At 70.8% G+C, this 26139-nt stretch carries 20 protein-coding genes, 1 tRNA gene and 3 pseudogenes; 17 read left to right on the top strand and 7 right to left on the bottom strand.

Annotated features, from left to right (window positions below; all coding sequences use genetic code 11):
• The first annotated feature begins 237 nt into the window (after positions 1-237).
• Both JSY13_RS06855 and glmS read left to right on the top strand, forming a co-directional pair.
• The gene (locus JSY13_RS06855) at positions 238-4053 is read left to right on the top strand and encodes a DUF7507 domain-containing protein (RefSeq protein WP_259605996.1); all 3816 of its coding nucleotides are present in this window, start codon (positions 238-240) and stop codon (positions 4051-4053) included.
• 145 nt (positions 4054-4198) lie between these two features.
• Positions 4199-5983: pseudogene (glmS, locus tag JSY13_RS06850) on the top strand (glutamine--fructose-6-phosphate transaminase (isomerizing)); the annotation flags it as partial.
• Positions 5984-6075: 92 nt separating this feature from the next.
• On the opposite strand, the gene JSY13_RS06845 reads toward glmS, so the two are convergent.
• Positions 6076-6161, bottom strand: a tRNA-Leu gene (locus tag JSY13_RS06845).
• A gap of 109 nt (positions 6162-6270) precedes the next feature.
• On the opposite strand from JSY13_RS06845, the gene JSY13_RS06840 reads away from it, so the two are divergent.
• Complete coding sequence (locus tag JSY13_RS06840) at positions 6271-7566, top strand: M20/M25/M40 family metallo-hydrolase (RefSeq protein WP_259605995.1); 1296 nt, start codon at positions 6271-6273, stop codon at positions 7564-7566.
• Between the two features lie 64 nt (positions 7567-7630).
• Complete coding sequence (locus JSY13_RS06835) at positions 7631-8455, top strand: undecaprenyl-diphosphate phosphatase (protein WP_259605994.1); 825 nt, start codon at positions 7631-7633, stop codon at positions 8453-8455.
• Between the two features lie 109 nt (positions 8456-8564).
• Here JSY13_RS06835 and JSY13_RS06830 read toward each other — a convergent pair whose 3' ends face one another.
• Positions 8565-9410 (bottom strand): PAC2 family protein, encoded by an 846-nt coding sequence (locus JSY13_RS06830; RefSeq protein ID WP_259605993.1) that lies wholly within the window; start codon positions 9408-9410, stop codon positions 8565-8567.
• Between the two features lie 86 nt (positions 9411-9496).
• Here JSY13_RS06830 and JSY13_RS06825 point away from each other — a divergent pair, with 86 nt between their 5' ends.
• The 9 genes from JSY13_RS06825 (at position 9497) to lnt (ending at position 19240) form a co-directional block, all read left to right on the top strand.
• Positions 9497-10195: an HAD family hydrolase gene (locus tag JSY13_RS06825; RefSeq protein WP_259605992.1), complete on the top strand. Its 699-nt coding sequence runs from the start codon at positions 9497-9499 to the stop codon at positions 10193-10195.
• Positions 10192-11205, top strand: coding sequence for a tRNA (adenine-N1)-methyltransferase (locus JSY13_RS06820; protein WP_259605991.1), 1014 nt, complete (start codon positions 10192-10194; stop codon positions 11203-11205). The genes JSY13_RS06825 and JSY13_RS06820 overlap by 4 nt, the downstream gene beginning before the upstream one ends.
• Before the next feature lie 10 nt (positions 11206-11215).
• Entirely contained in the window at positions 11216-12124 is a 909-nt protein-coding gene (locus JSY13_RS06815) for a hypothetical protein (protein ID WP_259605990.1), read from the top strand.
• Positions 12124-13119 carry a helix-turn-helix transcriptional regulator gene (locus JSY13_RS06810; RefSeq protein WP_259605989.1) on the top strand — a complete coding sequence of 332 codons (996 nt, stop codon included), beginning with the start codon at positions 12124-12126 and terminating at the stop codon, positions 13117-13119. Before JSY13_RS06815 ends, JSY13_RS06810 begins: the two co-directional genes overlap by 1 nt.
• Complete coding sequence (locus JSY13_RS06805) at positions 13116-14108, top strand: helix-turn-helix transcriptional regulator (RefSeq protein ID WP_259605988.1); 993 nt, start codon at positions 13116-13118, stop codon at positions 14106-14108. The genes JSY13_RS06810 and JSY13_RS06805 overlap by 4 nt, the downstream gene beginning before the upstream one ends.
• A 29-nt stretch (positions 14109-14137) precedes the next feature.
• A complete protein-coding gene (gene tatA, locus JSY13_RS06800) occupies positions 14138-14389 on the top strand; it encodes a Sec-independent protein translocase subunit TatA (RefSeq protein WP_259605987.1) in 252 nt (83 codons plus the stop codon).
• A gap of 62 nt (positions 14390-14451) precedes the next feature.
• The gene (tatC, locus tag JSY13_RS06795; RefSeq protein ID WP_259608152.1) at positions 14452-15210 is read left to right on the top strand and encodes a twin-arginine translocase subunit TatC; all 759 of its coding nucleotides are present in this window, start codon (positions 14452-14454) and stop codon (positions 15208-15210) included.
• Positions 15207-17681 (top strand): DEAD/DEAH box helicase, encoded by a 2475-nt coding sequence (locus tag JSY13_RS06790; RefSeq protein WP_259605986.1) that lies wholly within the window; start codon positions 15207-15209, stop codon positions 17679-17681. The genes tatC and JSY13_RS06790 overlap by 4 nt, the downstream gene beginning before the upstream one ends.
• Before the next feature lie 11 nt (positions 17682-17692).
• A complete protein-coding gene (gene lnt / locus JSY13_RS06785; protein ID WP_259605985.1) occupies positions 17693-19240 on the top strand; it encodes an apolipoprotein N-acyltransferase in 1548 nt (515 codons plus the stop codon).
• Here lnt and JSY13_RS06780 read toward each other — a convergent pair whose 3' ends face one another.
• The 4 genes from JSY13_RS06780 to JSY13_RS06765 form a co-directional block, all read right to left on the bottom strand.
• Positions 19241-19621 (bottom strand): RNA polymerase-binding protein RbpA, encoded by a 381-nt coding sequence (locus tag JSY13_RS06780; protein WP_259605984.1) that lies wholly within the window; start codon positions 19619-19621, stop codon positions 19241-19243.
• Positions 19622-19738: 117 nt separating this feature from the next.
• A complete protein-coding gene (locus JSY13_RS06775) occupies positions 19739-20509 on the bottom strand; it encodes a glycerophosphodiester phosphodiesterase family protein (RefSeq protein WP_259605983.1) in 771 nt (256 codons plus the stop codon).
• On the bottom strand, positions 20506-21432 hold the full coding sequence (locus JSY13_RS06770; protein WP_259605982.1) for an SPFH domain-containing protein: 927 nt from the start codon (positions 21430-21432) through the stop codon (positions 20506-20508). Before JSY13_RS06770 ends, JSY13_RS06775 begins: the two co-directional genes overlap by 4 nt.
• 8 nt (positions 21433-21440) lie before the next feature.
• Positions 21441-21902: an NfeD family protein gene (locus tag JSY13_RS06765; protein WP_259605981.1), complete on the bottom strand. Its 462-nt coding sequence runs from the start codon at positions 21900-21902 to the stop codon at positions 21441-21443.
• A gap of 113 nt (positions 21903-22015) precedes the next feature.
• Between JSY13_RS06765 and JSY13_RS06760 the strand changes: the two genes are divergently transcribed.
• Positions 22016-22780, top strand: a complete 765-nt coding sequence (locus JSY13_RS06760) for an SDR family oxidoreductase (RefSeq protein ID WP_259605980.1) — start codon at positions 22016-22018, stop codon at positions 22778-22780.
• 24 nt (positions 22781-22804) lie between these two features.
• On the opposite strand, the gene JSY13_RS06755 is transcribed toward JSY13_RS06760, so the two are convergent.
• Entirely contained in the window at positions 22805-23380 is a 576-nt protein-coding gene (locus JSY13_RS06755) for an HdeD family acid-resistance protein (protein ID WP_259605979.1), read from the bottom strand.
• Between the two features lie 93 nt (positions 23381-23473).
• Here JSY13_RS06755 and JSY13_RS06750 point away from each other — a divergent pair.
• The 3 genes and pseudogenes from JSY13_RS06750 to JSY13_RS12785 form a co-directional block, all read left to right on the top strand.
• Positions 23474-23728 (top strand): annotated as a pseudogene (locus JSY13_RS06750) (helix-turn-helix transcriptional regulator); the annotation flags it as partial.
• A 484-nt stretch (positions 23729-24212) separates the two neighbouring features.
• Positions 24213-24947 (top strand): TnsA-like heteromeric transposase endonuclease subunit, encoded by a 735-nt coding sequence (locus tag JSY13_RS06745; protein WP_259605978.1) that lies wholly within the window; start codon positions 24213-24215, stop codon positions 24945-24947.
• Positions 24944-26065: pseudogene (locus tag JSY13_RS12785) on the top strand (hypothetical protein); the annotation flags it as partial. The gene JSY13_RS06745 and the pseudogene JSY13_RS12785, both read left to right, overlap by 4 nt.
• Positions 26066-26139: the final 74 nt, after the last annotated feature.

The following is a 26139-nucleotide window of genomic DNA, read 5'->3' as shown; positions in this document are numbered from 1 at the left end:
CGCCGAGCGGGTCACGAAGAAAGTAGCGGGGGCGAAGTCCGAGGTGAAGTCCGCCGGAAGCGGGCGGGATGTCGCCTGGACGGCGGATAGAATCATGCGCGGCGGTATCCGTCTGCCGCGCGCAGCTGCGACTCGACGTGCTGCGCACACCTCCGCTCGAGCACGAGGCACACCGTGAAACGACTACGCCCAGATTCCCCTCCCTTCAGACGCCGCACCCGCCGCACCGCCAAGGCTGTGCTCGCGGGCGCCCTGGCCGGCGCGCTCGCGCTCGGCGGTTCGGCGGCCGCCTACGCGGTCGAGTCGACCGTCGAGCCCGCGCCGAACCCGCCGATGGTCGAGCAGTGCGAGCTCGACCTGGCCATCAGCGTCGACCTGTCCAACTCCGTCACCGATGCTCAGCTCGCGCAGGTGCGCAGCGAGCTCGGCGACCTCGCCGCATCGCTCGAGGGCTACCCCGTGCGCTTCGCGGTGCACAACTTCGCGTCGAGCGCCCCGGCCACCCGCGCCGCCGCCAACGCCCCTCTCGCGCTGACCTCGGTCGCGGACGCCGCGGGCGTCGCGGCCATCACCTCGCACGTCAACGGGATGCAGCGTCCCGCCCGCGCGCAGGGCGGCACCAACTGGGACCGCGCCTTCGCGGCCATCACGCGCGCCGACGAGACCTACGACGCCCTCATCTTCCTGACCGACGGCAACCCGACCCAGTACGGCAGCCCCGCGCGGGGCCCCGGCAGCAGCACGAACGTGCCGGTGATGGACGCCGCCGTCCGCAGCGCCAACGAGCTCAAGGCCACCGGTACGCGGATCGTGCCGATCGGCGTGAGCGACAACCTCGCCGGCCAGGCGCTCGCCGACTTCCGCGAGCACATCCGCCAGGTCTCCGGGCCCGTGGAGGGCAGCGACTACCATATCGCCGGCTTCGCGGCGCTGCGGAGCACCCTCGTCGAACTCGTGAACGAGAACTGCGCGTCGATCGCGCTCGAGAAGACGGGTGTGCTCGACGGTGACGTGGCCACGTACACGTTCACGGCTACCAACACCGGCAACGTGACCCTCACGGGCGTGTCGATCGCGGATGAGCTGCCCGGCCTGTCGGACATCGTCTACGGCGAGTGGCCGGGCGCGGAGGGCGTGCTGGCTCCCGGCCAGTCCGTCACGGCGACGGCGACGTACACGCTGACGCAGGCCGACCGCGAAGCGGGCGTCGTGCACAACACCGCGACGACCACGGGCACCCCGCCCACCGGCGGCCCGGTGACCGACGAGGACGAGTTCGACCTGCCGGTGCCGCAGACGCCCGGCATCTCCCTCGTGAAGACGGGTGTGCTTGACGGTGACGTGGCCACGTACACGTTCACGGCTACCAACACCGGCGACGTGACCCTCACGGGCGTGTCGATCGCGGATGAGCTGCCCGGCCTGTCGGACATCGTCTACGGCGAGTGGCCGGGCGCGGAGGGCGTGCTGGCTCCCGGCCAGTCCGTCACGGCGACGGCGACGTACACGCTGACGCAGGCTGACCGCGACGCGGGCGTGGTGCACAACACCGCGACGACCACGGGCACCCCGCCCACGGGCGGCCCGGTGACCGACGAGGACGAGTTCGACCTGCCGGTGCCGCAGTCCCCGGGCATCTCGCTGGTGAAGACGGGTGTGCTCGACGGTGACGTGGCCACGTACACGTTCACGGCTACCAACACCGGCAACGTGACCCTCACGGGCGTGTCGATCGCGGATGATCTGCCCGGCCTGTCGGACATCGTCTACGGCGAGTGGCCGGGCGCGGAGGGCGTGCTGGCTCCCGGCCAGTCGGTCACGGCGACGGCGACGTACACGCTGACGCAGGCTGACCGCGACGCGGGCGTGGTGCACAACACCGCGACCACCACGGGCACCCCGCCGAGCGGTGATCCGGTGACCGACGAGGACGAGTTCGACCTGCCGGTGCCGCAGTCCCCGGGCATCTCGCTGGTGAAGACGGGTGTGCTCGAGGGCGACGAGATCGCCTACGAGTTCACGGCTACCAACAACGGCGACGTGACCCTCACGGGCGTGTCGATCGCGGATGAGCTGCCCGGCCTGTCGGACATCGTCTACGGCGAGTGGCCGGGCGCGGAGGGCGTGCTGGCTCCCGGCCAGTCGGTCACGGCGACGGCGACGTACACGCTGACGCAGGCTGACCGCGAAGCGGGCGTGGTGCACAACACCGCGACCACCACGGGCACCCCGCCCACCGGTGGCCCGGTGACCGACGAGGACGAGTTCGACCTGCCGGTGCCGCAGTCCCCGGGCATCTCGCTGGTGAAGACCGGCGTGCTCGAGGGCGACGAGATCGCCTACGAGTTCACGGCTACCAACACGGGCAACGTCACCCTCGCCGAGGTCTCGATCGCGGATGAGCTGCCCGGCCTGTCGGACATCGTCTACGGCGAGTGGCCGGGCGCGGAGGGCGTGCTGGCTCCCGGCCAGTCCGTCACCGCGACGGCGACGTACACGCTGACGCAGGCCGACCGCGACGCGGGCGTCGTGCACAACACCGCGACCACCACGGGCACCCCGCCGAGCGGTGATCCGGTGACGGACGAGGACGACTACTCGCAGCCGCTGCCGCCCAACCCCGGCATCTCGCTCGTGAAGACGGGTGTGCTCGACGGTGACGTGGCCACGTACACGTTCACGGCCACCAACAACGGCGACGTGACCCTCACGGGCGTGTCGATCGCGGATGAGCTGCCCGGCCTGTCGGACATCGTCTACGGCGAGTGGCCGGCGGCGGAGGGCGTGCTGGCTCCCGGCCAGTCCGTCACGGCGACGGCGACGTACACGCTGACGCAGGCCGACCGCGACGCGGGCGTCGTGCACAACACCGCGACCACCACGGGCACCCCGCCCACCGGTGGCCCGGTGACCGACGAGGACGAGTTCGACCTGCCCGTGCCGCAGTCCCCGGGCATCTCGCTGGTCAAGACCGGCGCGCTCGAGGGCGACGAGATCGCCTACGAGTTCACGGCTACCAACACGGGCAACGTCACCCTCGCCGAGGTCTCGATCGCGGATGAGCTGCCCGGCCTGTCGGACATCGCGTACGGCGAGTGGCCGGGCGCGGAGGGCGTGCTGGCTCCCGGCCAGTCCGTCACCGCGACGGCGACCTACACGCTGACGCAGGCCGACCGCGATGCCGGCGCCGTCGAGAACACCGCGACCACCACGGGCACCCCGCCCACCGGTGGCCCGGTGACCGACGAGGACGACTTCGTCCAGCCCGTGCCGCAGTCCCCGGGCATCTCGCTGGTCAAGACCGGCACGCTCGACGGCGACATCATCGCCTACGAGTTCCTGCTGACCAACACGGGTGACGTCACCCTCACCGGCGCATCCATCACCGACGAGCTCGAGGGCCTGTCGAAGATCGCGTACGGCGAGTGGCCGGCGGACGAGGGCGTGCTCGCCCCCGGTGAGTCCGTGTCGGCGACGGCCACGTACTCCCTGACGCAGGCCGACCGCGACGCCGGAGTGGTGGAGAACACCGCCACCGGCACCGGCAACCCGCCCAGCGGCGACCCGGTGAGCGACGACGACACGCACGAGGAGCCGGTGCCGCAGGCGCCGGGCATCTCGCTCGTGAAGACCGGCGAGTTCGACGGCGACCGGATCCGGTACACCTTCACGGTGACCAACACCGGCGACGTCACGCTGCGCGATGTCGCGATCACCGACGAGCTCGAGGGCCTGTCGAAGATCGCGTACGGCGAGTGGCCGGCGGCCGAGGGCGTGCTCGCCCCCGGCGAGTCGGTGACCGCCACGGCCACGTACGCGGTGACCGCCGCCGACCGCGCCGCCGGCGAGGTCGTCAACGACGCCACCGCCACCGGCACGACGCCCGGCGGTGACGACGTGACCGACAGCGACAGCGCGACCGTCGAGGTCGGCTCGCTCGCCGTGACCGGTGCCGACGCCGCCCAGTTCGCGCGGCTCGCCCTGTTCGGGTTGCTCACGATCGCGCTCGGCGCGTTCGCGGTCATCCTGGCCCGTCGGAGCGCGCGTGCATAGCGCGCGCTGACCAGGCGACGCCCCCGCGACCAGCGCTGACTCCCCCCAGCGGTCGCGGGGGCGTCGTCCTGCCAATGCCCGCCCGCCGCGGCCCCGCCGCGCATCGCAATCGGGTTTCCCAGCCGCGCGAACCTGAATCGTTCGCATGTGTGGAATCGTCGGCTATGTCGGGCCCCGTGAGAGCCAGGACATCCTTCTTTCAGGTCTCGCCCGTCTCGAGTACCGCGGCTACGACTCCGCGGGCATCGCCGTGATCGACGGCGCCGGCGACCTGCACGCCGCCAAGAAGGCGGGCAAGCTCGCCCGCCTGCGCGAGCAGCTCGACGCGGCGCCGATCCCCGCGGGCACCACGGGCATCGGCCACACCCGGTGGGCCACGCACGGCGGCCCCACCGACCAGAACGCGCACCCGCACCTGGCCGACGACGACCGCCTCGCGGTCATCCACAACGGCATCATCGAGAACTTCGCCGAGCTGCGCTCGGAGCTGCTCGCCCAGGGCTACGCCTTCCGCAGCGAGACCGACACCGAGGTCGCGGCGGTGCTGCTCGGCCGCGAGTACCGCGCGCACGGCGGCGACCTCATCGCCGCGTTCCGCGCCGTGGCCAAGCGCCTCGAGGGCGCGTTCACGCTGCTCGCGATGCACAAGGACCACCCCGGGCTCGTCGTCGGCGCCCGCCGCAACTCGCCGCTCGTCATCGGGCTCGGCGAGGGCGAGAACTTCCTCGGATCCGACGTCGCCGCGTTCGTCGAGCACACGCGCCGCGCCGTCGCGATCGGCCAGGACCAGATCGTCGCGATCACGCCCGAGACGGTCGACGTCACAGACTTCGACGGCAACGCGGTCGAGACCTCGCCGTTCGACGTGATGTGGGACGCAGCCGCTGCCGACAAGGGCGGCTGGTCGAGCTTCATGGCGAAGGAGGTCTCGGAGGAGCCCGAGGCCGTCGCCAACACCGTGCGCGGTCGCGTCAAGGACGGCCAGGTCGCGATCCCCGAGCTCGACGGCATGGACGAGCTGTTCGCCGGGATCAACCGGATCATCGTGGTCGCGTGCGGCACCGCGTCGTATGCCGGGCAGGTCGGCAAGTACGCGATCGAGCAGTGGGCGCGCATCCCGGTCGACGTCGAGCTCGCGCACGAGTTCGCTACCGCGACCCGATCGTCGGCCCAGACACGCTCGTCGTCTCGATCAGCCAGTCGGGCGAGACGATGGACACGCTCATGGCGGTCAAGGAGGCCGCGCGCCTCGGCGCGAAGACGCTGTCGATCTGCAACACGCAGGGCGCCACCATCCCGCGCGAGTCCGACGCCATCATCTACACGCACGCCGGTCCCGAGGTCGCCGTCGCGTCGACGAAGGCGTTCGTCGCTCAGATCACCGCGCTCTACCTCCTCGCCCTGCACGTCGGACGGATCCGCGGATCCATCACTCCCGAGGCGTCCGCCGAGGCCGTGCGCGAGCTGGAGTCGCTCCCGGAGAAGATCCAGTGGATCCTCGAGCACGAGCAGGAGCGCACCGAGCAGCTGGCGCACTGGATGGCCGACACCCGGTCGGTGCTCTTCCGGCCGTCACGTGGGCTTCCCGATCGCGCTCGAGGGCGCGCTCAAGCTCAAGGAGATCTCCTACATCCACGCCGAGGGCTTCGCCGCCGGCGAGCTGAAGCACGGCCCGATCGCGCTCATCGAGCCCGGCCAGCCCGTCTTCGTCGTCGTGCCGTCGCCGCGCGGCGCCGCCACCATGCACGCCAAGGTCATCTCGAACATCGAGGAGATCCGCGCCCGCGGCGCTCGCGTCATCGCGATCGCGGAGCAGGGGGACTCGGCCGTGCTGCCGCATGCCGACGAGGTGCTGCGCATCCCGCTCGCCGCGCCGCTGTTCGAGCCGATCCTCGCGGTCGTGCCGCTGCACATCTTCGCCATGGGGCTCCCCAACCCCGCACCACACGTCAACACCCCAAGCAACAAAAAAGTCCTGAGCCGCGACTCGTTCGTAAACGATGTCGCGACTCAGGACATTTCGTGCGCGAGGGGGACTTGAACCCCCACGCCCTATGCGGGCACTAGCACCTCAAGCTAGCGCGTCTACCTATTCCGCCACCCGCGCAGGTGATGAAAGGTCGTTGCCGACCGAAGAACGAGATTAGCACGTTCCGGACCCCGGATCGAACCGGCACAGCGCCCGGGCGTGGCATCCGGGTTCGATAGCCTGGGAGCATGCCGGAGCCCGAACGTCCCGAGGTCGTCGAGATCGCCCGAGACCTCATCCGCATCGACACGTCGAACTGGGGAGGCGGCAAGGCGAACGGGGAACGGGAAGCCGCCGAGTACGTCGGCGCCCGGCTCGAGGGGCTCGGGCTGACCCCCGAGTACTACGAGCCGATCCCGCGGCGCACGAACGTGATGGCGCGCGTGCCCGGCCGCGACCCGGAGCGCCCGGCGCTCGTGGTTCACGGCCACCTCGACGTCGTCCCCGCGATCGCCGAGGACTGGAGTGTCGACCCGTTCGCGGGCGAGATCCGCGACGGGATGCTGTGGGGGCGCGGCGCTGTCGACATGAAGAACATGGACGCGATGATCCTCGCCGCCGTCGGGGACATCCTCCGCGGCGGAGAGCAGCCGGAGCGCGACCTCATCCTGGCCTTCTTCGCCGACGAGGAGAACGGGGGAGTCGAGGGCTCGGCCCTGGTGGTGCGGAACCGGCCGGAGTGGTTCCGCGGCGCCACGGAGGCGATCAGTGAGGTGGGCGGCTACTCCATCACCGTGGACGACCGGCGCGCCTACCTGCTGCAGGTGGGGGAGAAGGCCCTGATGTGGCTCCGGCTGGTCGCGAAGGGACGCGCCGGGCACGGCAGCCGCCTCCACGAGGAGAATGCGGTCACCCGCCTCGCCGAGGCGGTCGCGGCGATCGGACGCACGCGCTGGCCCGTCCGCCTCACCCCGACCACACGCGCCCTGCTGGACGGGCTGAGCGCGCTCACCGGACGCCCCGTGGACGATCCGGATGTCCTCGCCGCGGCATCCGGCCCCGCCGAGGCGTTCCTGCGCTCCACCTTCCGCACCACCGCCAACCCGACGGTCCTGAGCGCAGGCTACAAGCACAACGTCATCCCGGAGGCCGCGGAGGCGTTGATCGACGTGCGCGTCATCCCCGGCACCGAGGACGACGTGCTCGCCGAGCTGCAGCGCATCGTCGGCGACGACATCGAGATCCAGACCGTCGTCCGCGACATCGGCATGGAGACCCCGTTCGAGGGCGACCTGGTGGAGGCCATGATCGCGGCGCTCGGCCGTCACGACCCCGGTGTCCCGGTCATCCCGTATCTCCTCGGCGCCGGCACCGACAACAAGGCGCTGGCCTCGATCGGGATAACCGGATACGGCTTCGCGCCCCTGCGGCTGCCGGCGGGCCTGGACTTCACGGGCATGTTCCACGGCGTCGATGAGCGCGTCCCCGTAGAATCGCTTGTCTTCGGCCAGCGTGTGCTGGCCGATCTGCTGCGCACCTGCTGACCGCCGCGCCCGTGCTCACCCGCCCGCGCGTGTGCGCCGCGCCCACGATCAAGAAAGCCACTGCATGCATCTGCTCGAAGCACTCATCCTCGGCATCGTCCAGGGACTGACCGAGTTCCTCCCGATCTCCTCCAGCGCCCACCTGCGCATCCTCGGATCGTTCCTTCCGTCGGCGACCGACCCGGGTGCCGCCTTCACGGCGATCACGCAGATCGGCACTGAGACGGCCGTGGTGGTGTTCTTCTGGCGCGACATCGTCCGGATCATCGGGCGCTGGTTCGGCTCGCTCACCGGACGCGTGCCGCGCACCGACGCGGATGCCCGGATGGGCTGGCTGATCATCATCGGCAGCATCCCGATCGTGGTGCTCGGCCTGCTCTTCCAGGACCAGATCGAGACCGTGTTCCGCTCGCTGTGGGTCGTGGCGATCATGCTCATCGTCTTCGGCGTCCTGCTCGGGATCGCCGACTACGTCGGCGCCAAGCGCCGCAACCTCAGCCAGCTCACCTATCCGCACGGCATCGCCTACGGCTTCGCGCAGGCCCTCGCCCTCGTCCCCGGCGTCTCCCGCTCCGGAGGCACGATCACCATGGGGCTGTTCCTGGGCTACGAGCGCGCCGCCGCCGCCCGCTACGCGTTCCTGCTCGCGATCCCCGCCGTGTTCGGCAGCGGCTTCTACCAGCTGTTCAAGAACTGGGGCGAGACCTCGATCTTCACCATGGGGGAGACGCTCGCCGCCACCGGCATCGCCTTCGTCGTCGCGCTCGGCGTGATCGCGTTCTTCATGCGCTGGATCTCCCGGCGCAGCTTCCTGCCGTTCGTGATCTACCGCATCCTGCTCGGCGGCGTGCTGCTGATCATGCTCGCGACGGGGGCGCGGCAGCCCTGACGCTTCGACGGGCTCAGCGTCCGCTTCGACGGGCTCAGCGTCCGCTTCGACGGGCTCAGCGTCCGCTTCGACGGGCTCAGCGTCCGCTTCGACGGGCTCAGCGTCCGCTTCAGCGCTTGTGGTCGGGGCCGTCGTTGCGGCGGCGCAGGTAGCGCTCGAACGCCTGCGCGATCGCGTCGCCGGACGCATCCGGGGAGTCCCACGCGTCGCGCGTGCGCTCCAGCTGCCGGATGTATTCCGTCATCTCCTCGTCCTCGGCGGCGGCGGCATCGATCGACGCCTCCCAGGCGGCCGCTTCGGTGCGCAGATGCTCGCGGTCGGTGCCGATGCCGGTGAGCTCCTCGAGCCGGTCGAGCAGGGCGAGGGTCGCCTTCGGAGAGGGCGCCGCGGTCGCGACGTAGTGCGGCACGCTCGCCCACAGGCTGGCCGTGGGGATGCCGGCGGTCTCGGCGAAGTGCTCGAACACGCTGAGGATGCCGACCGGGCCCTCGTACGTGGAGCGCTCCAGGCCGTGCGCCTCCCGCACCGCTTCGTTCTGACTGGAGGCGAACACCGAGATCGGCCGGGTGTGCGGCACGTCGGACAGCATCGCCCCGAGCGTCACGAACCCGGTCACGTCGTCGCGCAGCGCGACGTCGACGAACTCGCCCGCGAACGCCTGCCACGCCCGGGCCGGCTCTGAGCCGGTCAGCAGCCACAGCTCCGGTCCCTCTCCCGAGGTCGCCGGGCGCCACAGCGACGCCGACGGCCAGCGCAGCTGACGGCGGCCCGTGGCGTCCATCGCCGTGGTGGGACGGGTGTACTGGTAGTCGAAGTACAGCTCCGGGTCCGCGGAGTGCACGAGCTCGTAGTCCGCATCGCGGCGCAGCGTCGCGATGGCGCCGCTGGCGGCCTCCCCGGCGTCGTTCCAGCCGTCGAACGCCGCCACGATGATCCGCGAGCCGAGTACGTCCACTCCGCGTGTCCCTTCCTCGAACCGATGTCCCTCCAGGCTAGTCGCCCCCGGCCGGGACGGGGCGGCGGCCCGGATAGCATGGACCGGTGAACAGCAGAAGCGATGCCGGAGGGCCCAGCGCCGTCCTATGGGACATGGACGGAACTCTCGTCGACACCGAACCGTTCTGGATGGTGGCCGAGACCGAGCTGGTGGAATCCTTCGGCGGCACGTGGACGCACCAGGACGCCGTCGAGCTCGTCGGCAACGGACTGCTCGACAGCGCCGCGGTGCTGCAGCGCGCCGGCGTCGACATGGAGGCCGAGGCGATCGTCCAGCACCTGACCGACCGCGTCACCGACGCCCTGCGCACCCAGGGGGTGCCGTTCCGCCCTGGCGCGCGCGAACTGCTCGCGGACCTGCGCGCCGCCGGCATCCCGACCGCGCTGGTGACCATGTCGCTGCGCCGCATGGCCGAGGGCGTCGTCGGCCTGATCGACTTCGACGCCTTCGACCACATCGTCGCCGGCGACGACGTCTCCCAGCCCAAGCCGCACCCCGAGCCGTACCTGCGGGCGGCCGAGCTGCTCGGCATCGACATCGCCGACGCCGTCGTGATCGAGGACTCCCGCACGGGCCTGGCCGCCGGCCTGGCATCCGGTGCCGTCACCCTCGGCGTGCCGCACATCGTGCCCCTCGACGACGCCGGCGCGCACGCGCTGTGGCCCACGCTGAGCGGACGCACCACCGATGACATCGTCGCGCTGCACCGCGAGGGACGTCTCGCCTCGGAGGCCGCGCGATGACCGCGGCGCGTCGGCCCAGCGGCCCGTTCCGCGAGGGCGACCGCGTGCAGCTGACAGGACCCAAGGGTCGTCTGCACACCATCACCCTGCGCGCCGACGGGGAGCTGCACACGCACCACGGCGTGCTGCGTCACGCCGACATCATCGGGCTGCCCGACGGGTCGGTCGTCACGAACAGCTCCGGGCACGACTACCTCGCCCTGCGCCCGCTGCTGCGCGACTTCGCGATGTCGATGCCGCGCGGCGCGGCCATCGTGTACCCGAAGGACGCCGCGCAGATCGTGATGCAGGCGGACCTCTTCCCCGGCGCCACCGTCGTCGAAGCCGGCGTCGGCTCCGGGGCGCTCTCGCTGGCCCTGCTGCGCGCGGTCGGCGGCGACGGCACGCTGGTCTCCTTCGAGCGCCGCGAGGACTTCGCCGAGGTCGCCAAGGCGAATGTGGAGACCTTCTTCGGCGGCATCCCGGACAGCTGGCGGGTCGTCGTGGACGACCTCGCCGAGGCGCTGCCCGGCGAGTTCCCCGCCGGCACCGTCGACCGGGTCGTGCTGGACATGCTCGCCCCGTGGGAGTGCATGGACGCCGTCGCGGACGCCCTGGCGCCCGGCGGCGTGGTGCTCTGCTACGTCGCGACCGCCACCCAGCTCTCCCGAGTCGCCGAGTACATCCGCGGCACCGGGCTGTTCACCGAGCCGGATGCCTCGGAGACCATGGTCCGCGGCTGGCACGTCGAAGGCCTCGCCGTCCGCCCCGACCACCGCATGGTCGCCCACACCGGCTTCCTGCTCACCGCCCGTCGCCTCGCACCGGGCGCCATCCCGCCCGAGGTGCGCCGCCGGGCATCCAAGACCAGCTACGGCGACGAGGACGTGGAGCTGTGGACGCCCGGCGCCGTCGGCGACCGGGAGATCACCGACAAGAACCTGCGCAAACGGGTGCGGGAGGCGCAGAAGACCGCGGCCGGCGCGCGCACGGCCGCCGCCGCGCGCGAAGCGGAGCAGGCTTCGGAATAGACTGGGGCGCGTGCGTAGATCGTCCGCTGCCCTCTCCGTCCTCGCCCTCTCCGCCCTTGCCCTGACCGGATGCTCCGGCGCGCCGGGATTCGACGGCGCCGCCTGCGAGCGCACCTCCACGGAGGGCCTGGCGGACGCGGTCACGGCTTCGGGCGAGCTCGGCGACCCGGAGGCCGAGCTGGTCACCCCGGTCGGCACGGACGAGTTCGCGTACGCCGACCTCATCGTCGGCGACGGCCGGGCGACGACCTCGCCCACCCAGGGCATGATCCTCACCTTCGCGCTGTACGACGGCACCACCGGCTCCGAGCTCGGCAGCGGCACGCGGCTGTGGGACATGGACTCGCTCGAGCAGCAGATCCCGGGGATGCAGCAGATGATCCCGTGCGTCACCGAGGGCAGCCGGGTGGTCGCCTCGCTGCCCGCGAAGGAGCTCCCCGAGGGCATGGCCGAGCAGATCGGGCTGAGCCAGGACGACAGCATCGTCGGCGTCTTCGACGTCATACACACCCTGCTCGCGAAGGCCGAAGGCCGCCACCTGTTCCACGACGCCCACGGACTGCCGACCGTGGTCCGCGCCGCCGACGGCCGCCCGGGCGTCATCATCCCGGACGCCTCTGCGCCCACGAAGCCCGTGGTGCAGACGCTGATTGAAGGCGACGGCGACAAGGTCGGCGAGGACGCGCCGCTGTTCCGGCACACCGCCGTGGACTGGGCGGACCGCAGCGTCACCAGCTCGTCCTGGGGCACCACCCTCGGCACCGACCCCTCGGTGCTGCCGCAGGAGGTGGCGGATGCCGTCACCGACGCGACCATCGGCTCGCAGCTGCTCGTCGTGGTGCCGGGTGAGGCGAAGGGCGACGCCGCGGTCTACGTGGTCGACGTGCTCGGCGTGATCCCGCCGGATCTGGCGGGCTGATGGCCGCCCCGATCCCCGCGGAGGAGCGGCAGACGAACCTCGTCGTGGCGCTGATGGCCACGGAGATCGGGCTGACCAAGCAGCAGATCCTCGACAACGTCTCGGGCTACCGCCAGCGCGCGGATGCCGGCGCGAAGCCGGAGGCGCTGGAGAAGATGTTCGAGCGCGACAAGGACGACCTGCGCGCCCTCGGCGTGCCGATCGAGACGATCGGCGACCCGTCCGACCCGAACGATCTCCGGGAGGCGCGGTACCGCATTCCGCAGGCGGAATACGACCTGCCGGCCGACATCGAGTTCACACCCGCGGAGCTCGCGGTACTCCGGCTCGCCGGCAGCGTCTGGAGCACCGAGTCGGTGTCCGCGGACGCTCAGGCCGGGGTGCGCAAGATCCGCGCGCTCGGCATCGACGGCGACGAGCCGATCATCGGCTTCGCCCCGCGCATCACCGCCCGGGACGCCGCCTTCGCGCCGCTCCAGGAGGGCATCGAGCGCAGCCGGGTCGTCGTCTTCGACTACCTCAAGCCCGGGGAGCACGCGCCGCGCACCCGGCGGGTGCGGCCGCTCGCGCTGGTGGACTACGAGGCTCGGTGGCACGTGTACGGCATCGACGTGGACGCGGAGGACGAGCGCACCTTCCTGCTCAGCCGGATCGTGGGCGACGTGAAGGTCACCCGCCAGGGCTTCGATCCCGCGTTGCGCGACGGCGCCGGGGAACGGGCCCTCGCCGGGCTGAAGGCCGTCGCCGAGGCGCAGCGGGCGCTGCTCGAGGTCACCCCCGGCACGGAGGCCGCACTGCGGCTGGGGCGGCGTGCCGAACCCGCCCCGCAGGGCATCCGGGTGCCGTACGTGGACCTGCACATCTTCGCCGACGAGCTCGCCTCGTACGGGCCGGAGGTGCGCGTAGTCGAACCGGAGCAGCTGCGCGACGCGGTCGTCGCGCGGCTACGCGCCATCGTGGCGTCCCACACCGACCGGGAGGGGGACCGACGATGACCCCGTCGCCGACACCGCTGCTGGCCGCCGACCGGGTGCGGCTCTACCTGACGCTGGTGCCCTACCTGCTCGAGCGCGGGCAGGTGACCCTCGCCGAGGCCGCGGCGGACTTCGGCGTGACGCCCGAGGAGATGCGGGCGATGGTGGAGAAGCTCACCGTGATCGGGCTGCCCGGGGCGGACGGGTACTGGCAGGCCCCGCAGGAGATGTTCGACATCGACTGGGACCTGCTCGACGAGCACGACATCATCGAGATCACGAATGACGTCGCTCTCCGGCGCGTGCCCCGCTTCACCGCCCGCGAGGCGGCGGCGCTCCTGGCGGGACTGCAGATGGTGGCCGCGGTGCCGGCCGTCTCCGACTCCGGTCTGGTCTCAGGCCTCATCGCCAAGCTCTCCCGCGGCGCGGCCGACGCGCCGCCGGATGTCGTGATCGCCCCGGGGGCGGTCAGCGAGGTGCAGTCGGTGGTGTCGCGCGCCCTCAGCGACGGCGTGGCGGTGTCGTTCACGTATCAGGCGCCGGATGCCGCGCCGACGACCCGCACGGTCGACCCGATGCAGATCCTCATCACCAACGGGCAGTGGTACCTGCAGGGCTGGTGCCATCTGAGGCAGGCGATGCGCACCTTCCACCTCGACCGCGTCAGCGACCCGAAGCTCACCGACATCCCCATCACGCACCGCGACGAGAAGGTGCCGGAGGCGTTCGGGCAGGACACCGCGTCCGGCGAGGTCACCGTCCGCGTCCCCGAGCGGCTGCTGCCCCTCGTCGGCGCGTTCCCGATGGAGGAGATCGACCGCCGTGACGGCGAGCTGATCCTGCGCCTGCGGATGGCCGATCCCCGCGGCATCAAGCGGATCGCCGGCCGCTTCGGCGGCGCCCTGGAAGTCCTCGAACCCGGCATCGCGCGCACCACGACCCGCGACTGGGCTGCGGCCGGACTGGCCCTCTATCGTGCGCCGGATGCCGCGGACGCTCGGATAGACTGAACCGATCCCAAACGCTTAGGAGAATGTCAATGTTCAGCAATCTCAACGGCTGGCACCTGGTCATCCTCCTCGTCGTCATCCTTCTCCTCTTCGGCGCGGCGAAGCTGCCGGCGCTGGCCAAGAGCATGGGCCAGTCGGCCCGCGTGTTCAAGGGCGAGATGAAGGCCATGCGCGAGGAGGACGCGGCCGCGGAGAGCGCCAAGACCGACGGCAAGACCGATTCGACGGCCGCTGACACGGACGCCTCGCCCGGTTCGGACCGCGGCACCAGCACAAGCTGACGGTCGTGGCAGTGGTCGATCGCCACGCCGCGAAGGAGGACGAGCCCCGTCACGAGCGGCGGATGTCGCTCGGCGCGCACCTTCTGGAGCTCCGGAAGCGCCTCGTCCGCGCGGCGCTGGGCCTGCTCGCCGGAATGGTCGTCGCGTTCCTCGTGACCGACCCGATCATCGCGTTCATCGTGCAGCCGGTGAACGACGTCGCCGAGAACCGCGACGCGCTCGTCGGACTGACGTTCAGCTCGGTGACCGAGCCGTTCGACCTGCGCATGCGGATGGCGTTCTCGATCGGCATCTTCCTGTCCGCACCGATCTGGATGTGGCAGATCTGGGCGTTCATCATGCCCGGCCTGACCCGCAAGGAGATCAAGTACACGATCGGCTTCATGGCGGCAGCCATCCCGCTGTTCTTCGCCGGCTGCTATGTCGGCACCCTCGTCGTCCCGCACATCGTCGAGCTGATGGCGAACTTCACGCCCGAGGGTGCGAACAACCTGTACAGCGCGAAGATGTACTACGACTTCGTGTTCAAGATGATGATGGTGATCGGCGTCGCCTTCGTCCTGCCCGTCTTCCTCGTCGCACTGAACTTCGCCGGCATCATGTCCGGCAAGGCGATCCTGAAGGGCTGGCGCGTTGCGGTGCTCATCGCCACCACCTTCGCCGCCCTCGCCACCCCGGCCGCCGACGTGGTCAGCATGCTCATGCTGGCCGGCATGCTCACCGTGCTCTACTTCGCCGCGGCCGGGCTGTCGCTGCTGCTCGACCGGCGCAAGCGCAAGAAGGCCGCCGCCGAGGGACTGATCCCGGACCTGCCGTCATGAGCACCCCGGCCGAGCGCTACGCCGCCGCGAGCGCCGCGGCCGAGCATCCGCGGACCACCGAGTTCGCCGCGCGGCAGCGCTTCGCCCTCGACCCGTTCCAGATCGCCGCGTGTCACGCCCTGGAGCGCGGCCGCAGCGTGCTCGTCGCGGCGCCCACCGGGGCCGGCAAGACCATCGTCGGGGAGTTCGCGATCCACCTGGCGATGCAGACGCCGAACGACAAGGCGTTCTACACCACGCCGATGAAGGCCCTGTCGAACCAGAAGTTCCGCGAGCTGGTCGACGTCTACGGCCCCGACGACGTCGGTCTGCTCACCGGCGACACCAACATCAACGGCAACGCGCGCATCGTGGTGATGACCACCGAGGTGCTGCGCAACATGCTGTACGCCGACTCCGACGCGCTGCGCGGGCTGCGCTACGTCGTCATGGACGAGGTGCACTACCTCGCCGACCGCTTCCGCGGACCCGTCTGGGAGGAGGTGATCCTGCACCTGCCGCCCAGCGTGCGGCTGATCTCGCTCAGCGCCACCGTCTCCAACGCCGAGGAGTTCGGCGACTGGCTGGACACGGTCCGCGGCGACACCGACGTCATCGTCTCGGAGACCCGGCCGGTGCCCCTGGAGCAGCACGTGCTCGTCCGGGACGACCTGTTGCCGCTGTTCGACGACCGCGCCGGCATCGCCACGGCCCAGGTGAACCAGGAGCTGTTCCGCATCCGCTCCTTCACCGGCTCCCGCTACGACGAGAACCGGCGTGCGCAGGAGCATCGCAGCGCACGGCACGGCGGCAGGGACGCGCACCGCCCGCCGCGCGGCGGCCGGCGTCCGGTGCGCGCCGGCAACATCCGCCGCATCGAGCGCATGGACCGACCGGACGTCGTCCAGCTGCTGGAGCGCTCGAACCTCCTGCCCGCGATCTTCTTCATCTTCAGCAGGGTCGGATGCGACGCCGCCGTCGACCAGGTGCGCCGCGCCGGCCTGCGGCTGACGACGCCGGAGGAACGCGCGGAGATCCGCGAGATCGTGGAGGACCGCACCCGCGCCCTGCTCGACGAGGACCTCGCCGTGCTCGGCTTCTGGCAGTGGCGGGACGACCTCGAGCGCGGTGTCGCGGCGCATCACGCCGGCCTGCTGCCGGCGTTCAAGGAGGTCGTCGAGGAGCTGTTCCAGCGCAAGCTGATCAAGGTCGTCTTCGCCACCGAGACCCTCGCCCTCGGCATCAACATGCCGGCGCGCACCGTCGTGCTGGAGAAGATGGAGAAGTTCAACGGCGAGGCTCGGGTCGCGATCACGTCGGGGGAGTACACCCAGCTCACCGGCCGGGCCGGACGCCGCGGCATCGACGTCGAAGGCCACGCCGTCGTGCAGTGGAGCGAGGGCATGGACCCCCAGGCCGTCGCCGCGCTGGCGTCCCGACGGACGTATCCGCTCAACTCCAGCTTCCGCCCGACGTACAACATGGCCGTGAACCTCATCGACCGGTTCGGCCGCGCCCGGGCCCGCGAGATCCTGGAGTCCTCGTTCGCCCAGTTCCAAGCCGACCGCGCGGTCGTCGGCCTGGCACGCAAGGTGCGGGACGCCGAGGAATCGCTCGCCGGGTACCTGAAGGCCATGGAGTGCGAGCACGGCGACTTCGCCGAGTACGCCGGCATCCGGCGCGAGCTCAGCGACATGGAGAAGAAGAACCGTCAGGATGCGGCCGGCCCGCGCTCGATCCGCGACAAGCGGCTCCGCAAGATCCAGAGCCTGCGCACCCGGATGCAGCGGCACCCCTGCCACCGCTGCCCGGACCGCGAGGCGCACGCCCGCTGGGCGGAGCGGTACTGGAAGCTCAAGCGCGAGACCGACCGGATGCGGCGCCAGATCGAGACGCGCACCGGCACCGTGGCGCGCATCTTCGACCGCGTGATCGACGTGCTCGAGGTGCTCGAGTACGTCTCCGGCAGCGGCGACGAGCTGCAGCTGACGGATGCCGGGCGCACGATGCGCCGCATCTACGGGGAGCGCGACCTCCTGGTCGCCGAATCGCTGCGCCAGAACCTGTGGCGCAGTCTGGACGCCCCGTCGCTGGCCGCGATGGCGAGCTGCCTGGTGTACGAACCGCGCCGGGACGAGCAGAACGCGGGGGAGCGGGGGCTGCCCCGCGGCGCCTTCCGGATCGCGTACGACAGCACGGCCCGGCTGTGGGCCGAGCTCGACGAGATCGAGAAGGAGCGCGGACTCTCCGGCACCGAGCCGCTCGCCCCAGGACTGGCCGCCGCGATGCACGCCTGGGCGCGCGGGGCGTCGCTGGACCGCGTGCTGATCGAGGCCGACATGGCCGCGGGCGACTTCGTGCGCTGGGCGAAGCAGACCATCGACCTGCTCGACCAGCTGTCCATCGTCGCGGAGGACGGCGACCTGGCCCGCACCGCGCGCCGCGCCCTGGACGGCGTGCGTCGCGGGATCGTCGCCTACAGCGCGGTATGACCGAGCGCGGCATGACCGCCACGAGCGAGGACCGGCGCACGCCGCAGGCCATGCCCGGCGCCCGCCCGGTGCTGCCTCTGTGGCTCGCGATCGTCGTCGCCGCGGCCGCCGGCTTCACGATGGACCTCGCCTTCCCGTCGGTGGCGGCCTGGCCGCTCGCGTTCCCCGCCGTCGGGATGCTGCTGGTCGCGCTGATCGGTCGCAGCGTCGGCGGGGCGCTGCTGGTGGGGCTGGTGTACGGCGCCGCGTTCTACCTGCTGCTGGTGTCCTGGACCACCCGCTTCCTCGGTCCCGTCCCGTGGGCGGGACTGGCCGGCGCGGAGGCCGTCCTCACCGCCGTGGCGCTGGTCCCCATCGCGCTGGCGTACCGGTGGGTCCCGCGGGCGTGGCCGCGGCGCCGCGCGCTGATCCTGCCGCCGCTCGTCGGAGCGCTGTGGACCGCGCACGAGACGTTCCTGGGTTCCTGGCCCTACGGCGGCTTCCCGTGGGCGCGGATAGGGATGACCCAGTCGGCGAGCCCGCTCGCCCCGGTCGCCTCGTGGGTCGGCGTGACCGGGCTCGGGTTCCTGATGGTCACCACGGCGGCGCTGGCGATCGAGCTGGTCCGCACCGGCGCCTGGCGGCGACCGGTGTCCCTGGCCGTGCCGGCGGCGCTCGTCCTGGTGCTGCTGTACACCCCGCTGTTCCCGACGACGGCATCCGGGCAGCTGCGGATCGCGGCCGTGCAGGGCAACGGCAGCACCGGCTACTTCGACGAGCGGGAGCCGTACGGCGTGATCGACGCGCAGACGGTGGCGACCGACGCGATCGCGGGGGACGAGGTGGACCTGCTGGTCTGGCCGGAGGGCGGCGTGGACTACGACCCGTTCCAGGACGAGAGCACCGCGCGGCGCCTCACCCGCATCGTGACCCGCTTCGACGCTCCGCTGCTGGCCAACACCGCGACCGAGCGCGGCGAGAACATCTTCAACACCTCGTTCCTGTGGACCGCCGGCGGTGAGGCGCCGCAGCGCCACGACAAGCGGCATCCGGTGCCGTTCGGCGAGTACGTGCCGGACCGTCCGTTCTTCCACGCCCTCGTCCCCGACCTGATCGGCCTGCTCCAGCGCGAGTACACCGCCGGCACCAACCCCCCGATCGTGCGCGTGGGCGGCGTCGGCGTGGGGCTGGCGATCTGCTTCGACGTGATCTACGACGAGGTGATCCGCGAGGGCGTGCAGCACGGCGCCGAGGTGCTGGTCTTCCAGACCAACAACGCCGACTTCCGCGGCACGGACGAGAACCTGCAGCAGCTGGCGTTCGCGAGGATGCGGGCGATCGAGACCGGCCGCAGCGTCGTGAACGTCTCCACCGTGGGCACCAGCCAGATCATCCGGCCCGACGGCACGACCGTGGCGTCCCTGGACGCGGATGAGGCCGGAGCGCTGCTCGAGGATGTCGAGCTGCGCTCCGGCCTCACCATGGGTGTCGTGCTCGGCCCGTGGATCCCGCAACTGCTGCTGTGGGCGGGGCTGGTCACGCTCGTCGTCGCCGGGCTCGTCTCCCGTCGCCGGGGCTGATCAGGCGATCTTCTCCCGGGTCGGATCGTCGCCGGCGCCGCGGCGGGCGCGAATGTAGGCGAGGCGCTCCTCGAGGAGCTCCTCCAGCTCCGCACGGGTGCGGCGCTCCAGGAGCATGTCCCAGTGCGTGCGGGCGGCCTTCTCCTCGCCCTCGTCGAGCTTGACCGGCTCTCCGTCGACCTGGAGGACGGCCTCGGAGCCGCACGAGCGGCACTCCCAGGTCGGCGGCGCCTCCGCATCGGCGGCGAACATCAGCGTGGTGTCGTGGCCGCAGGCCGGACACGTGTACGTGGTGGCACGGCGCTCCATGAAGACGACGCCCTCTTCGCTCTGCAGGCTCTGGGCGCCGAGGCGGATGCCGCGCAGACTACGATCTGCCATTGTGTGGTCCTCTCGTCGCTGTCAGGTATAACGCTCGCGTCTGTGCGCTTCATCCACGTCCGCGAGAACAGCGAGGGATTCACAGGGGAATCCCAGCACGGCGTCCCCGGCGGCAGGTCAGCCGCCGCCGAGGGTGCGCAGCGCGAGGTCCGTGCGGTCGGTGACGATCCCGTCCGCGCCGGCCGCGACGAGACGCCGCATCTCGTCGGGATCGTCGACGGTCCAGACGTGCACCTCGATGCCCCGGCGATGCGCGGCGCGGACCAGTGCCGGCGTGAACACGGTCACCCCGCGGTGGCGCACCGGGATCTGTACGGCGTCGATCCCGCTCAGCGTGGGGGAGAGGCGGATCGCCGAGGCCGCGCGCAGGCCGGCGATGGTGGTGCGCCCGGCCGAGGCGGCGGGCCGCTGAGCGGCGCCCGCGCGGAGAGCGGATGCCACCGCCGCCCGGCGCCGGCGATCCGAGAAGCTGGTCACCAGCACGCGATCGGTGTGGTCGGCGATCAGCGCGCCGAGCGGGGCGGCCGCGGCATCCGTCTTCACATCGATGTTGAACCGGAGGTCGGGGAAGGCGTCCAGGGCGTCGGCGACGGTGAGCAGCCCGCCGTGCGGGGCCAGCATCCGCTCGAGGTCACGGGTGCGCACCTGGGAGACCGGATGCGGGTCCCCGGCGAGCCGCCGCAGCGTGTCGTCGTGGAACAGGACCACGTCCCCGTCGGCCGTGACCCGGCAGTCGGTCTCCACGAACTCCGCCCCGACGGCATGCGCACCGGCTACGGCCGCCGCGGTGTTCTCCCACACGCCGGAGTCCCCGCCCTCCGCGGAGATGAACCCGCGGTGGGCGAGGACCCGGGGATGCCGTGCGCCGGCGAAGTAGGGGTGCGTCACGCGCCGGGCGGTGTGGGCGAGCCCGGGCCCTGGCGCGGAGTGAAGGCGGTGCCGATGTTCTTCAGCGCCTCGGTCAGCTCGCTGGGGATGATCCACATCTTGCTGGACGGGCTCTCGCTGATCTTCGGCAGCATCTGCAGGTACTGGTAGGCGAGGAGCTTGTCGTCCGGCTGTCCGACGTGGATCGCGTTGAACACGTTCTGGATCGCCTCCGCCTCACCCTGCGCGCGCAGCACGGCGGCCTGCTTCTCGCCCTCGGCCTTGAGGATCGCGGCCTGCCGCTGCCCCTCCGCCTCGAGGATCTGCGACTGCTTGGATCCCTCGGCGGTGAGGATCGCGGCGCGCCGGTCGCGCTCGGCGCGCATCTGCTTCTCCATCGAGTCCTGGATCGAGGCGGGCGGGTCGATCGCCTTCAGCTCGACGCGGGAGACGCGGATGCCCCACTTCCCGGTCGCCTCGTCGAGGACGACGCGCAGCTGGCCGTTGATGTTGTCGCGGCTGGTGAGCGCCTCTTCGAGGTTGAGGCCGCCGACCACGTTGCGCAGCGTCGTGGTGGTCAGCTGCTCGACGGCGCCCAGGTAGTTGGCGATCTCGTAGGTCGCGGCACGGGCGTCCGTGACCTGGAAGTACACGACCGTGTCGATCGAGACGACGAGGTTGTCCTCGGTGATCACCGGCTGCGGCGGGAAGGACACCACCTGCTCGCGCATATCGATCAGCGGACGCAGCCGGTCGATGAACGGCACCAGGATGTTCAGGCCCGGGTTGAGCGTCTTGTGGTAGCGGCCCAGCCGCTCCACGATGCCGGCGGTGGCCTGCGGGATGATCCGGATCGAGCGTGCGACGGTCACCACCACGAAGATGATGACCGCGAGGGCGAGGATCCACCCGATCGCGGTGGGGATGAACGAGGCGTCGTCCATGGCTTCTCCTATTCGGACAGGGGGCGCACGACGGCGGTGGCGCCGTTGATCTCGGTCACGGCGACGCGGCTGCCCTTCGGGATCGGCGCACCGTCCGCGCTGCGCGCGGTCCAGGTGTCGCCGTTGCTGAGCTTGACCTGGCCGGTGATCCGGGTGATGTCCAGCAGCGCGACGCCGGGCAGTCCGATCAGCGCCTCCACGTTGGACTTGGTCGGATCCTCGCCGCGGTGCAGCCGCCGCAGCAGCGGCGGACGCAGGAAGAGGATGAAGAGGGCGGCAGCCGCGGCGGCGACGATCAGCTGCGCCCACAGCGGCAGACCGGCCACGCCGCTGACGAGCCCCGCGGCGCTGCCGAGCGAGAGCATCAGGAAGGTGAAGTCGAGGCTGAGCATCTCGATCACCAGGAACACCGCGATCAGGACCAGCCAGCCGATCCACGCCCACTGCTCGATGACCTGCATGACGTCCATGCGCCCCTCCCTGCGGTCAACCTATCACGCGGCACGATCCGGGTCCCGGGCGGCCGCGTTGGTAGGGTGGGGGAGCGCGATCGCGCGATCCGGCCGTGTACAAGGAGTCAGCTGTGACCGACGTTCTTCCCGCAGGATCCCTCGAGGGCAAGGTGGCGCTCGTCACCGGATCGTCCCGGGGCATCGGCGCCGACACCGTGCGCTACTTCGCCGAGGCCGGCGCCGACGTCGTCATCAACTACCGCAACAAGGCTCCGCGTGCCGAGAAGCTGGCGCAGCAGCTGCGCGAGCTCGGCCGCCGGGTGCTGGTCGTGGGGGCGGACCTCACCGACCCGGCATCCGTCGACGCCATGTTCGAGGCGGTGCGCGAGGAGTTCGGCCGGCTGGACATCCTCGTCCTGAACGCCTCCGGCGGCATGGAGTCCGGCATGGCCGAGGACTACGCGCTGAAGCTCAACCGCGACGCCCAGCTCGGGGTGCTGAACGCCGCGCTGCCGCTGCTCGGCGACGGGTCGCGCGTGGTGTTCGTGACCAGCCACCAGGCGCACTTCATCCGCACCACGCCCACCATGCCGGAGTACGAGCCGGTCGCGAAGTCCAAGCGCGCCGGTGAGGACGCGCTGCGCGAGCTCATCCCGTCGCTGGCGGAGAAGGGGATCGGCTTCACCGTCGTCTCCGGCGACATGATCGAGGGCACCATCACCGCCACGCTGCTCGAGCGTGCCAATCCGGGCGCGATCGCCTCGCGGCGGGAGTCGGCGGGCAAGCTCTACAACGTGTCGGAGTTCGCCGCGGAGGTGGCGCGGGCCGCCGTCGAGCCGGTGCCCGAGGACAACACCCGGCTCGTCGGCGACACGTCGGACTTCATCCCGGAGTGAGCGCCGCAGCGGTCGGCGTGCGCGTCAGCCCTCGGCGACCGCGGATGCGGCCCGGCCGATCATCACGGCGCGCACGATCTGCGTGACGCCCAGGACCAGCAGCGCCGCACCGAGGAAGATCCACAGCACCGCGGCCGCGAACAGCGGCGAGAGCAGCACGACGACGCCCGCCGCGATGCTGAGCAGCGCGTAGATCAGCGTCCACGCCTTCGAACCGTCCATGCCCATCAGGCTCAGCGCGACGACGCCGTCCACGATCCAGCTCGCGCCGATGAAGATCACCGTCACCAGGGCGAGCGCGACCGTCGCAGCCGGCAGGTTCGCGTAGGCGAGCGCGCCGGCGAGGATGTAGAGCAGGCCGAGCAGGATGTGGCCGATGCGGGCCCAGCCGCCCTCCTGCCGGGAGAAGATGCCCAGTCCGAGGTAGATCAGGCCGCCGACGATGAGGTAGGCGGCGACGATGCCGGTGACGATCACCGCGGATTTGGCCGGCCAGATGAGCAGGACGAGGCCGGCGAGCGCGGCGAGGACGCCGGAGAGGAGGAGGAAGAGCCGCACAGATCGCGCGAAGCTTGCGATTCCCGAGGTGAGGTCGGACATCGGGGATCCTTTCTGGGAGGCGTGTGCTCAGTCTAGGCCGGGCACCGGCGGGATGGGGGAGCGGGGGCGGCGCGTGCCCGATGGCTGGCCTACGTCGAGTCGCTGGCCCGCGACGTGCACATGTCGTCGGGGCATCTCAGCCGCCGGTTCCGGTAGGCGTTCGGCGAGTCGCCCTACTCGTACCTGATGACGCGGCGCATCGAGCGCGCCATGGCGCTGCTGCGCCGCGGGGACCTGTCCGTGACCGAGGTGTGCTTCGCGGTGGGGTTCTCCTCGCTCGGCACCTTCAGCACGCGGTTCACCGAGCTCGTCGGCGTCCCGCCGAGTGTCTTCCGTCGGGCGGGCCAGCGGGAACGAAGGAGGAACTCCAGCCGCTCGCGCGAGAGGTCGGTCAGCAGGGACGACATTGCATCTCCTTCCGGCTTCGCGGGCCATAGCTTGTGGCATCACAGGGATGCCCTCAAGCTATCGAGTTATCGGATTCGGATTCCTCAGCAGTCAGCAGGGACGAGCTTGTGCGCGAGTTCGTGGACATCGAGTCGATGAAACCGTTAGAGCTGCGTAACTCCGGCCGACTTGGCACGAACAGCCGATAATGCACATTATGTCAGTACTCAAGGATTGTTCCGCGCTCAGAGTCCTCCCCTGATACGAGTGTCCAGTGTCATCGAACCTTGGACAATCTCACGCACTTGAGACCTGTCCCATCGAAGATGACAGTGATCTCAGAAAGATGAGAGCAGCGAACCCGGCGAACGCTCAGCAAGTTCCGACACGCCAGACGTAGTACTAGTGATACGCTTCGTGTGCCGCCTCACACGAAGGACGCGTCATGGACCTCTTCTCCCCCTGGGACGCTGCAGCGACCGACGTCGAAGAGGCCTGCCGTGTGGAGTTCGAGTTCGACGGTGTGCGGCTCGAGCGCGATGCGTCGGACGTCTTCGCCGTCCCCTTCGAGCGCTGCACGCCGGTGCGGTCCTTCCCGAGCTGGCCGCACAAGCGGCACTACTCCGGTCACCAGTGGATGCAGCGGCTCGGCCTCCACGTCCCGTTCGAGTCGCTCGCCGAGCGCACCTGTCTCATCGAGCTCGACCGCTCGCCCGTTCTGGCAGGCATCGCGAGCCAGCCGATGTGGCTCTCGTGGCCGCGCCTGGGCGCTCGGCACGCTCCGGACTTCTTCGTACGTCTGTCGGACGGTGCGGGTCTGGTGATCGACGTGCGCCCGCACGAGCGCATCGACGGTCGCGCACGTGAGCAGTTCGACCGCACCGCTCGGATGTGCACGGCGCTCGGTCTGCGCTACAGCGTGTACTCCCCTGTCTCTTCGGTGCGCGACGCGAACCTGCGGTTCCTCATGCGCTATCGCGACCCGGTGTGGCACGACCCGCGCGCCGTCCTGGCACTGCCGCCCGGTGAACACCTTCTCGACGAGGTGGCCCGGGCGCTCAATCACCTCGAGAACCCCCTCGCCACCTGCTATGCGCTGATCTGGCACGGCGATCTGCTCGCTGATCTCGACACGCCGCTGTCTCTGCGTACGCGCCTGACGCTCCCGGAGTCCGCATGATCGCCACGGCAGGCACCCAGATCTCCTGGGCGAGCACGACATACACCGTCATCGCGGTCTCGGCGCTCGAGGTGCTCCTGCGCGACGCCGATGGCGCAGAGCTGCGCGTCTCGCTCGAGGAGCTCAATCGCACGGGGAGCCCGGCGACGCCTTCGAGAGCAATGGTGCCGATAGACGCGTCGACCGATGACGCGCTCCCCCGTGAGGTCTCTGTGTGGCAGGCCTCGCTTGAGCGAATCGTCGGTACAGACGACGCTGACCCCGTCGAGGTGCGAGTCTCCCGAGAGCAGGCCACGCTCCAACGGGCGCTCGGCCGCACCGTGGGCCGGAGCACGATCTTCCGCAAGCTCGCGCTCTACCGCGAGGAGGGCATCGCAGGTCTGCTCGACAAGCGCCGGTCACGCGCGACGACGAGCTCCGTCGATCCGCGTGTCGTCGAGGTCCTCGGCGAGGTGCTCGCGTCTCGCGCGAAGAGCTCCACCGTCAGCCGCGCGGTCCTCATCGCGGACATCTCCCGGCGGGTGCGCGACCGCTACGGCGACGAGGTGGCGGTGCCGAGCCGCTCCACGCTCTACCGGCTGATCGACGCCGAGGACCGTGGCCGCCACTCCTTCGGCTCCGCCAAGACCCGCGAGACGCTCTCGCTTCAGCCGGGGCGCGATTTCGTCGGCCGGATCGCCCTGCGGCCTGGCGAGCAGGTGCAGATCGACTCGACGCCGCTGGACGTCATGGTCCGGATCGACGACCAGACCATCGGCCGGCCCGACCTGACGATCATGGTCGACGTCGCCACCCGATCGGTGCTCGCGGCGGTGCTGCGCCCGGAGTCGACCAAGAGCATGGACCTCGTCGTCGTGCTCGCGCGTGCGCTCGTGCCCTACGCCCGTCGCCCCGAGGGTGCACGGGAGACCCGACGGCTGATCTCGACCGCGTGGGCCGAAGAGGCACTGGTCGAACAGGAGCGCTACGAGCGTCTGCGGGACGCTCAGCCGTTCATCTTCCCTGAGACGATCACGACCGACCGGGGCAAGAACTACCTGTCCGCCCACTTCCGTTCGGCCTGCCAGACGCTCGGCATCTCGCTCATCACCTCGGCTCCGCACACCCCGACCGACAAGCCGCACGTCGAGCGCACCTTCGAGTCGATCGCCTCCCTGTTCCTGCAGCATGTGCGCGGCTACGTCGGCCGTAG

The sequence above is a fragment of the Microbacterium neungamense genome (assembly GCF_024971095.1).
GTDB classification, from domain to species: domain Bacteria; phylum Actinomycetota; class Actinomycetes; order Actinomycetales; family Microbacteriaceae; genus Microbacterium; species Microbacterium neungamense.
This window is presented reverse-complemented; position numbering and strand designations above follow the sequence as displayed.

What these genes read in the sequence shown, in the direction of transcription:
- JSY13_RS06840 (WP_259605995.1), top strand. Translation starts at nt 6,271, where the DNA reads ATGCCGGAGCCCGAACGTCCCGAGGTCGTCGAGATCGCCCGAGACCTC.
- JSY13_RS06835 (WP_259605994.1), top strand. Translation starts at nt 7,631, where the DNA reads ATGCATCTGCTCGAAGCACTCATCCTCGGCATCGTCCAGGGACTGACC.
- JSY13_RS06820 (WP_259605991.1), top strand. Translation starts at nt 10,192, where the DNA reads ATGACCGCGGCGCGTCGGCCCAGCGGCCCGTTCCGCGAGGGCGACCGC.
- JSY13_RS06810 (WP_259605989.1), top strand. Translation starts at nt 12,124, where the DNA reads ATGGCCGCCCCGATCCCCGCGGAGGAGCGGCAGACGAACCTCGTCGTG.
- JSY13_RS06805 (WP_259605988.1), top strand. Translation starts at nt 13,116, where the DNA reads ATGACCCCGTCGCCGACACCGCTGCTGGCCGCCGACCGGGTGCGGCTC.
- tatA (WP_259605987.1), top strand. Translation starts at nt 14,138, where the DNA reads ATGTTCAGCAATCTCAACGGCTGGCACCTGGTCATCCTCCTCGTCGTC.
- tatC (WP_259608152.1), top strand. Translation starts at nt 14,452, where the DNA reads ATGTCGCTCGGCGCGCACCTTCTGGAGCTCCGGAAGCGCCTCGTCCGC.
- JSY13_RS06790 (WP_259605986.1), top strand. Translation starts at nt 15,207, where the DNA reads ATGAGCACCCCGGCCGAGCGCTACGCCGCCGCGAGCGCCGCGGCCGAG.
- lnt (WP_259605985.1), top strand. Translation starts at nt 17,693, where the DNA reads ATGACCGCCACGAGCGAGGACCGGCGCACGCCGCAGGCCATGCCCGGC.
- JSY13_RS06780 (WP_259605984.1), bottom strand. Translation starts at nt 19,621, where the DNA reads ATGGCAGATCGTAGTCTGCGCGGCATCCGCCTCGGCGCCCAGAGCCTG.
- JSY13_RS06770 (WP_259605982.1), bottom strand. Translation starts at nt 21,432, where the DNA reads ATGGACGACGCCTCGTTCATCCCCACCGCGATCGGGTGGATCCTCGCC.
- JSY13_RS06765 (WP_259605981.1), bottom strand. Translation starts at nt 21,902, where the DNA reads ATGGACGTCATGCAGGTCATCGAGCAGTGGGCGTGGATCGGCTGGCTG.
- JSY13_RS06755 (WP_259605979.1), bottom strand. Translation starts at nt 23,380, where the DNA reads ATGTCCGACCTCACCTCGGGAATCGCAAGCTTCGCGCGATCTGTGCGG.
- JSY13_RS06745 (WP_259605978.1), top strand. Translation starts at nt 24,213, where the DNA reads ATGGACCTCTTCTCCCCCTGGGACGCTGCAGCGACCGACGTCGAAGAG.